General features: G+C 64.8%; 5 protein-coding genes and 1 pseudogene. 2 read left to right on the forward strand and 4 right to left on the reverse strand.

Going from position 1 to position 8990, the window contains the following annotated elements:
* Positions 1 to 179: 179 nt before the first annotated feature.
* On the reverse strand, positions 180 to 1040 hold the full coding sequence (locus KBA32_RS15170; RefSeq protein WP_294360623.1) for a transposase: 861 nt from the start codon (positions 1038 to 1040) through the stop codon (positions 180 to 182).
* A 307-nt stretch (positions 1041 to 1347) separates the two neighbouring features.
* On the opposite strand from KBA32_RS15170, the gene hrpA reads away from it, so the two are divergent.
* Positions 1348 to 5178, forward strand: coding sequence for an ATP-dependent RNA helicase HrpA (gene hrpA / locus KBA32_RS15175; RefSeq protein WP_294360631.1), 3831 nt, complete (start codon positions 1348 to 1350; stop codon positions 5176 to 5178).
* A gap of 237 nt (positions 5179 to 5415) precedes the next feature.
* Here the strand turns inward: hrpA and KBA32_RS15180 are convergent, their stop codons facing one another.
* The 3 genes from KBA32_RS15180 to KBA32_RS15190 are packed head-to-tail and all read right to left on the reverse strand — an operon-like array spanning position 5416 to position 8586.
* Entirely contained in the window at positions 5416 to 5745 is a 330-nt protein-coding gene (locus KBA32_RS15180; protein ID WP_294360625.1) for a YdbL family protein, read from the reverse strand.
* 27 nt (positions 5746 to 5772) lie between these two features.
* Positions 5773 to 5967 (reverse strand): YnbE family lipoprotein, encoded by a 195-nt coding sequence (locus tag KBA32_RS15185; protein WP_294360627.1) that lies wholly within the window; start codon positions 5965 to 5967, stop codon positions 5773 to 5775.
* A gap of 39 nt (positions 5968 to 6006) precedes the next feature.
* Positions 6007 to 8586, reverse strand: a complete 2580-nt coding sequence (locus KBA32_RS15190; RefSeq protein ID WP_294360629.1) for a YdbH domain-containing protein — start codon at positions 8584 to 8586, stop codon at positions 6007 to 6009.
* A gap of 97 nt (positions 8587 to 8683) precedes the next feature.
* Here KBA32_RS15190 and KBA32_RS15195 point away from each other — a divergent pair.
* Positions 8684 to 8990 (forward strand): annotated as a pseudogene (locus KBA32_RS15195) (hypothetical protein); the annotation flags it as partial.

The raw sequence follows: 8990 nt of genomic DNA on the forward strand, positions 1-8990 counted from the left end.
CTGGCTTTGCTCGCGAAATCGGGCTGCCTGATGAATGCCGAGAGCGGGCGGATTGTCCGCTCCAAGCCCGGCTTCCGGCTGCTCGTCATCGACGAATACGGCGTCACCCGCGCGCTGAGCGCGTGACCGGCGGCCCGCCCGCTCCGGCACTGCTCGTTTTGATGCGGCGGGCGATCGGTTTATCCTGAAAAACCCGGTTCTTCACCGCAAAGGCGCAAAGATCGCAAAGGTTCGCAAAGAAAATCAAAGCGCTCTTTTAATGGGGACAGACCACGTTTTTTTTCATCGCTCACTTTTAATGGGGACAGACCACGTTTTTTTCGTCGCTCAAACATCTTCGGCAAAGGTTCGTCATCCTGTTTGCGTGGCCGGCCCGGCCTGCCACGCGTCGCGCGCCGACCGAGTGCGTGCGAGATTTCATCGCTGAAACGGGAACCGCCGAGCGCGAAGTTCCCGTTGGTGGCCGACCGGATCGCGTCGACCAGGCCGGGTTCCAGGTTGTCACGGAACAACTCCCGATATGCCGCCTGGCGAGCCGCAGGGTCGGCCCCCAAAGCCTCGTAAAGCCTGTGTGGCGTGACGAGGTCGCACGCCTCGTCCTGCGCATTCGCCCGGTAACTCGACCAACGATAGTCTGCGGGATGCTGCACCATCGAGGCGCGCACGGGATTGAGCTCGATGTAGCGCTGGCAAGCGAGCAGATACGTCTCATCTTCGGTCAGGGAAGAGCGAAAACGCCCCTCCCACAAAGAGCCCGAGCGCCCGTAGGTCCGATTGACATACGGCACATAGCGCTGGCCCAGCGCCTTCATCAACGCCCCGACACCGTCGGTCGATGCGCTCGAAACAAGCAGATGCACATGGTTGGTCATCAACACATACGCATGCACCTGGCAACGGGTCGCGCGCGCGTATTCCTTGAGGCAAGCCAGGTAGATAGCGTAGTCGTCATCGGCGAAGAAACACGCCTGCCGGTTGTTGCCGCGCTGAATGACGTGCATCGGTACGTTCGGCAACGTCAATCGAGCGCGACGCGGCATGAGGGCTCCTGAGTCGGAATGAGATATGGCGAAGTAGACTACCAGAAAACGTGGTCTGTCCCCTATTCCGCTATTCCGTGTGTCCCCTATTCCGTGATTCGAAGATGGCCGGCTAGCGAAGATTTTGTCGTCCATCTTGTGCCGCGTTTTCAGTGGTTTTGTCAGTCTGCGCGATAATTCGTGGATGAACGATATTTCCCCTGAAACCGAACGCGCTGCACCACGCTCCCTAAAACACGCAAACCCTCACGGCCGCCAGCCAGTGGCCTCTGACGTCCTCGCTGCCGATTCCCGCCGCCTCGCCTCGATGAAGCGCGACCTGCGCCATCTGTACGGCAAGAAGCAGGAGGCGTTGCAGGTTGAGCACGACAAGCTGCTGGAGAAATCCCGCGCCAGCGTGGCCGCTCGCCGCGAGAATCTGCCGAGGCCGAAATTCCCGGCCGAACTGCCGGTCAACGAGCGCCGCGCCGAGATCGCCGCGTTGATTGCAAAACATCAGGTGGTGATCGTCTGCGGCGAAACCGGTTCGGGCAAGACGACGCAGCTGCCGAAGATCTGCCTCGAACTCGGGCGCGGAACGACCGGCCTGATCGGCCACACGCAGCCGCGCCGCATCGCCGCCCGCTCGACGGCGGCGCGCATCGCGCAGGAGCTGGAAAGCGAACTCGGGCGCCACGTCGGCTACAAGATCCGCTTTACCGACCGCACGTCGCCGCAGTCGTACATCAAGCTGATGACCGATGGCATTCTGCTCGCCGAGACGCAGGGCGATCCGTGGCTCGGCCAGTACGACACGCTGATCATCGACGAAGCGCACGAGCGCAGTCTGAACATCGACTTCCTGCTCGGCTACCTCAAGCAGCTCTTGCCGAAGCGGCCGGATCTCAAGGTGATCATTACCTCGGCGACGATCGACGCCGAGCGCTTCTCGCAGCATTTCAACACGGCGCCGGTGATCGAAGTCTCGGGCCGTCTGTATCCGGTCGACGTGCGCTACCGCCCGGTGCAGACCGAGGAAGCGGAAGAGGACGACGAGCGCGACCTCTACGACGCGATCGTCGACGCCTGCGACGAACTCAACCGCATCGGCCCCGGCGACATCCTCGTCTTCCTGCCCGGCGAGCGCGAGATCCGCGATGCCGCCGAAGCGCTACGCAAGCACACTTTCGGGCGCGGTGGCGCGCAAACAGAAATCCTGCCGCTGTTCGCCCGCCTCTCAGCCGAGGAGCAGTCGCGCATCTTCAAGCCGCACCAGGGTCGCCGCATCGTGCTGGCGACCAACGTCGCCGAGACTTCATTGACCGTCCCCGGCATCCGTTACGTGGTCGATACTGGGCTGGCGCGGGTCAAGCGCTATTCGTACCGCAACAAGGTCGAGCAGTTGCAGATCGAGAAGATTGCGCAGGCCTCGGCCAATCAGCGCGCCGGCCGCTGCGGGCGGGTGTCGGCCGGCGTCTGCATCCGGCTTTACGACGAGGAGGATTTCAGCAAACGGCCGCCGTTTGCCGACCCGGAAATCCTGCGTTCGTCGCTGGCCGGCGTCATCCTGCGCATGAAGTCGTTGCGCCTGGGCGACGTCGAGAACTTCCCGTTCCTCGAAGCGCCGCCGCCCAAGGCGATCAGCGACGGTTACCAGCTGTTGCTGGAACTGGGCGCTGTGACGGAAGAGCGGGCGCTCACCTCGGTCGGGCAGGAGCTGGCCAAGATGCCGCTCGATCCGCGCGTCGCGCGCATGATCGTCGCCGCGCGCGACGAGGGCTGTCTTAAGGAAATGCTGGTCATCGCCGCCGCGCTGACCGTGCAGGACCCGCGCGAACGCCCGCAGGAAAAGCAGGGCACGGCCGATGCGGCACACAAGAAATTCGCCGACGAGAAATCCGAGTTCCTCTCCTGGCTCAAGCTCTGGCAGTGGTACGCGGGCGAGCTGGAACACAAGAAATCGCAACGCAAGCTGGTGCAGGCCTGCCACGAGAATTTCCTCTCGGCGCTACGCATGCGCGAGTGGCACGACATCCACAGCCAGTTGCTCGGTCTTGCCAATGAACACGAGTGGAAGGAAAACCAGCTTCCGGCCAATTACGACGCCATCCACCGCGCGCTGCTTTCCGGCTTGCTCGGCAACATTGGCTGCAAGTCCGAGGACTCCGGCCATTACCTCGGCGCGCGCGGTATCAAGTTCCTGATCCATCCGGGGTCGGCGCTGAACAAGAAGGCCGGCAAATGGGTCGCCGCCGCGGAGATCACCGAGACGACCAAGCTCTTTGCCCGCTGCGTCGCGCGCATCGAGCCGGAGTGGCTTGAGAAGGTGGGCGCTCACCTGATCAAGAAGAGCTACTTCGATCCGCATTGGGAAAAGAAGGCGATGCAGGCGGTGGCCTTCGAGCGCTCGACGCTCTACGGCATCGTCGTCAATCCCAAGAAGCGGGTGAACTACGGCCCGATGAACCCGACCGAAGCGCGCGAGCTGTTCATCCGCGAGGGCCTGGTCGCCGGCGAGATCGCCGAGGAATACGCCAAGCGCTGGGCGTTCTACACGCACAACCACCAGCTGATGCTCGACATCGAGACGCTGGAGCACAAGTCGCGCCGGCCCGACGTGCTGGTTGACGACGAGCTGATCGTCGCCTTCTACGATCGGATCATCCCGGAAGACATTACCAACGGCGTCGACTTCGACAAGTGGCGCAAGGAGGCCGAACGGGAAACCCCGAAACTGCTGCACCTCCAGCGCGAAGACCTGATGCGCCACGAGGCGGCGGGCGTGACGACCGAGGCGTTCCCGCACCAGTTGAAGCTCGGCGGCGTCGAGTTCGAGCTCTCCTACCACTTCGAGCCGGGTTCGCCGAAGGACGGCGTGACGATCACCGTACCGCTCGCGCAGTTGAACCAGATCCCGCCGGGGCGGTGCGACTGGCTGGTTCCCGGTCTGCTCAAGGAAAAGGTCGTGCAGCTCGTCAAGACGCTGCCGCAGAAGATCCGCTCGAAGCTGGTACCGGTGCCGGAGTTCGCGGCCGAGTTCGTGGCAGCGGTGCAGCCATCGGACAAGGGCCTGATCCCGGCGCTGATCCACTACATCCTGCAAACGCGCGGCCTCAACGCGCGCGGCTGGGAGATCACGCCCGATGCCTTCCGACCGGACGCGATTCCGGCGCATTTCTCGTTCAATTACCGGCTGGTCGATGAGCACGGACGGCAGTTGGGCATGAGCCGCAACCTTTCCGAACTGCGCGGCGAGTGGGGCGGTCAGGCGAAACAGGAGTTTTCCGAGGCGCACGAGACGCCGGCCGAGTACGCGGGCATGACCGACTGGTCTTTCGGCGAGTTGCCGGAACTCATGGAAGTGGACGTGGGCGGGCAGCGCGTGATCGGCTACCCCGGCCTGCACGACGACGGCGATTCCGTCTCGCTCTGCGTCTTCGATTCGCTGGAAGAGGCGCAAGCGGTGCATGCGGCCGGGCTGGTGCGCCTGTTCAAACTGCAGTTCAAGGAGCAGCTCAAGTATTTCGAAAAGAACCTGCCCGGCCTCACGCAGATGGCCATGCAATATATGGCGCTCGGCTCGCTCGACGATCTGCGCAACCAGTTGCTCGACGTCGTGCTTCGTCGTGCCTGTCTGGTCGAACCGTGGCCGGCCGACGCGGCAACGTTCAAGCAGCGCTGTACTGAAGCGAAACCGCGCCTCGGCCTGATCGCGCAGGAGATCTGCCGCCTCGTCGGGCTGGTGCTGACCGAATGGCTGGCGGTGCAGAAGAAGCTGCTCGGCTTCAAGGCGCACGCGGCGGCAGTGCAGGACGTCGAAAAGCTGCTCGGCCGGCTGATCGGCAAACGCTTCATCGCCGACACGCCATTCGAGCGCCTGCAGCACTTTCCGCGCTACCTCAAGGCCGTGGCGATGCGCCTCGACAAGCTGCGCGCCAACCCCGCACGCGATGCGCAGCTGATGGCCGAGTACGCGCCGCTATGGACCAACTACGAGCGCCGCGCGATCGTGCTCGCCAAGCAGGGCGTGACGAATGCACAGGTCGAGCAGTTCCGCTGGATGCTGGAAGAGTTGCGCGTGCAGCTGTTCGCGCAGGAGTTGCGCACGCCGGCGCCGGTGTCGGTGAAGCGGCTGCAGAAGATGTGGGAAGGGATTTGAGGCGCAGGTGATGCTGATGTTTGTAGGAGCCCGATTTTATCGGGCGAATCGGGCGGTGCTCTGGCTGAGAGGCCGTTATCGCGCAGCGAAGCTGCACCCCTACAAAACCCATCACGCGCTTCCGGCCTCCAGTAGGAGCCCGGTTTCACCGGGCGATCACCCCATCGGAACATCCACCGCCCATCGCGCAGAAAATCTGCGCTCCAAAGCAGGGCTTGCCGGGACGCCTGGGGCCGGCTACTTCTTCACCCAGCCGCCCGCCGGATTCTGGATGTAGTTACCGGGTGCCGTACGCGCCGCCGCTTCGCGTGCGAAGACCTTGGCGGCCTCTTCCACGGCGATGCCGTTCTTCGCGGCGATCTGGGCAAACTGCGCCTTGCGCTGGCCGTTGACGTCGGTGACCAGCGCCTTGACGTCGGCCGGCGCGTCGTTCTTCACGAGGCCGAGGTAGCCGTTGTTCTGTTCGCCGACCAGACCCTGTGCTTTTACGGTCGCGAGGTCGGCGGCAAAGGCAGTGCTGGCCGCCAGCAGTAGGCCGAAGAGGATCGCTTTCAGTGAATTCTTCATGGCATTTCCTTGTGTGCGGTAAGTGGCCTAGAAGAGGCCTGCGTTCGAGTCGAACAGTTGCTGAACGTCCTTTTCAACCTTGACCAGAATTTCGTGCTTGATGTTCAGGGTCATGTTGATTTCAATCGGTTTTTCCGGTGCTTCGATGCGTACCGTCGGCGCGCAGGCGGCGAGCAGCAACGTCATCAGCGCGACGGCGGGCAATGTGAGAGTCCTTTGCATGAGGTGCTCCAGGAGAGGGATGCCGTGAGCTTAGCAAAACTACTGCAGTTTGCCCGACTGTAATTGTTCCAGAATGTGTCGGTTGAAGTCTCCGGAAAAGAGCGCGGAACGGAACAGACCGGGCAGCTCGCCGTTGATGTTGAGGGAGAAGCGGATCGGATAGCCGTCGTAGAAGTCGGGGTTGCTGCCCTCGAGCACCGACTCGGTCCGGTACGCGCCGTTCGACGCGTAGTTCAGGCGCATGTCGAGCTTCTGGAAGTGCAGGTTGCGCAAGGCTTGCAGGCCCGGGTTGTCCGCGATCACCTGTGCCGGCGCGTATTTCAGCGTGCCGCCGCCCGTGCTGTTCAACCGGCCGTCGCGGACCTCCAGCGCGCCGTCCCGGTAGGCGAACGGCAGGACGCCGTCGAGCCGGCCGCTGCCGGAGAGCCCGGAAACCTTGAGCACGTCGAGCAGCTGGCCGAGGTCGATCTGTTCGATGGCGAGCGGGAGGGGCTGCCCGGTCGGCGGCCACGGCAGCGTGATCGGCGCGCTATGCACGGCGCCGCCGAAGAGGTCGAGATGCAGCGTCCGGATCTGCAGCGCGTCCTCGGTCAGCGCGAGGTCGAGTCCCAGGTTGCCGAGTTCGCTGCCGGTCGCGAGTTGGCCCTGCGTCGCGCTGAGCTGGATGCTGCCGCGCAACGGCTGCCAGCCGTCGAGTTGCAGCGCTGCCTGGACGCCCTGTGCCTGCGCCTTCTCCCAGCCGATTCGGGCATCACGCAGATGCAGTGTTCCCTTGGCGGCGACCTTGGCGTCGCACCAGTCGACTTCGAAGTTCGCGTCGGCCGCACCGGCGGCGAGGTCGAGCGGCGCGAGCGCCGGCGGCCGGGGTTGCAGCCTTTTGCCGAGCGTCGCCAGCGCCTGTTGCGCGGTGAGCGTGGCTTGCCCACAGGCGCGCGCCAAGGTGTGCGAGCCGGCAAAGCGCACGGCTTCTTCGCCGCCGAGTAGTACGCTCCCCTCGCCGCGTACTCGGTCGCCGTCGAGCCGCACGCGGACGCGCAGACCGGGCGCCGGCCAGGCGGCGCTAATGCGGATGGCGTCGGCTGCGACCGCAAGATCGGCGCGCGTACCGCGTGGTGTCCTGGCGAACTGCTCGAAGCGGATTTGCGTCGGGCCGAGGGTGAAGGGGTGCCCGGCGTGTTCGCCGTGGAGTTGTTCGCTGCTTGCTTCGCCTTGCATGGTGAAGCTATGCAACAGATCGGCCGCCGGCTTGGCCTGGGCCGTTGCTGCCACTTTCCATGAGGAAGCCGGGAAAGCGAGCGGCAAAGCGCCGGCCAGCGTCAGCCGTTCCGGGCTGAGTTGCGTCGCCAGCATGGCGGCGAGGCCTTGGTCGGGCGACCAGTTCAGCGTTGCGTCGCCAGTGGCGCGCAGGGTGCGCAGCGCGAAGTTGCCGTGTTGCCAGCGCGGGAGCGTTCCCTTGATGCGTAGCCGGGCGGCGGCCGTCTTCACGTCGCCGAGCGCGGTGCCGGTGTCGAGGCGAAGGTCATGCACGACCGCGTCCCAGGTTCCCCATGGCGCGCTGTGCAAGGCGGCGGCGAGGTCGCCGGTGCTGGCGATGGCGTCGCCGGTGCGCGTGAGCGCGAACGGCTGTTCGAGTTGGCCGCTGGCGTTGGCCTGTTCGCTAGACAGCTGCCAGCGCAGGCCGGGTTGCAGTTCGAGTGTCGATTGCTGCGCTTGCCAGGCGAAGCGCAGCTTGCCGGCGAGGGAGAAGGTTGATGCGCTGCCCGGCTTTAGGGGCTCTCCCGACACGGCTGCTTGCGCGCCGGCATCGACGAAATCGGCCTCGCCATCGAGGGTGCGCAGCGTTCCGCCGTCCTCGCCGAGTGCAGCCGTCGCTTGCAGCGCAACCGTTCCTCGTACCTCGGTCAAGGGCAGGTCGAAGCCCGTCGTCCGGGCGATGTCAGCGACGAGGGGCAACGGAAGGCTGGCGCGGAGGCTGGCTGGTTGCCCGGACGGCCGGGCGCCGATACGCAGCTGCGCGCTGGCGGCAGCGCCGGCGTCCGGTCGCCAGTCCGCCGCGATGTCGAGCGTACTGCCGGTCGTTGCCGCAAGCTGCAGCTGGCCAGCCTGCGTGCGGAGCATCGCTTCAACGCGATCGTCGGTCCGTTGCACGTCGAACTCGCCGCGAACCATCAACGGCGTGCCTGTCAGTCGGTGCAGCGCCAGTTGCAAGTCGCGCACGTTGGCCTTGTCCGGTGCGCCTTGCGGCCAGGCGAGCAGAGGCCACGGCGAGTGCGCGAGCGTGTCGGCCGGGTGTAGATCGAGCACGGCGCGTCCGGCGTCCACGCGCTCGACCCGGCGGCGCAAAGCCGAAAAATCGATGGCGACGTCGTTCAACGCGAATTCGAGGCGGTCGCCGCCCGTGCCGCGATAGGTGCCGCGCAGCTCGCGCAGTGTCAGCCGGCTGGCTCCGACCTCGGCGACCTCGACGCGCAGCGATTCGACGCCGGGGATGGCGAGCCAGCGTTCCGCCGCCAGGCCGAGCAGGCGGGGTAATGTGAACCAGACGAGCCAGATTAGCGTCAGCGCAAAGGCGGCGCCGAGCAGCCAGATCGCCGTCTTTCTGTGTCGAAAAGGAAGCATGCACTGAGGATAACGCCTGCGTCGTGGTTCGGCAGCCGTTTTTGCGCTATAAACCCGATACGCATTCCAACGGAGTCGAGGAGTCGAGGTGGAGGTCATGGGTGAAATCATTGTGGCGTTGCGGCGCAGTCTGGCGTCGTTCGGGCGGGGCAAGATCTGGCTGTACATTCTGGTGCCGGCGCTGATCGCCATCGTGCTGATGGTCGGTCTGTCGATCGCCTTGCTCGACTACCTGATCACCAGCTTCATCGCGCAGCCGCCGATGAGCTGGTTTGCAGAATGGGGCGCCGAGTGGCTGGCCAAGGCGATGGCGGCGCTCGGCGGCTGGCTGCTCATCCTGTCGGCGAGTTACGCGGTGGCGATCCTGCTCACCGCGCTGCTCGTCCTGCCGTTGATGCTCAACT

The sequence above is a fragment of the Propionivibrio sp. genome, assembly GCF_017995515.1.
Classification (GTDB): domain Bacteria; phylum Pseudomonadota; class Gammaproteobacteria; order Burkholderiales; family Rhodocyclaceae; genus Propionivibrio.

Coding starts and splice junctions, on each gene's coding strand:
- KBA32_RS15190 (WP_294360629.1), bottom strand. CDS start 8,586: ATGCTTCCTTTTCGACACAGAAAGACGGCGATCTGGCTGCTCGGCGCC.
- KBA32_RS15180 (WP_294360625.1), bottom strand. CDS start 5,745: ATGAAGAATTCACTGAAAGCGATCCTCTTCGGCCTACTGCTGGCGGCC.
- KBA32_RS15170 (WP_294360623.1), bottom strand. CDS start 1,040: ATGCCGCGTCGCGCTCGATTGACGTTGCCGAACGTACCGATGCACGTC.
- hrpA (WP_294360631.1), top strand. CDS start 1,348: ATGAAGCGCGACCTGCGCCATCTGTACGGCAAGAAGCAGGAGGCGTTG.
- KBA32_RS15185 (WP_294360627.1), bottom strand. CDS start 5,967: ATGCAAAGGACTCTCACATTGCCCGCCGTCGCGCTGATGACGTTGCTG.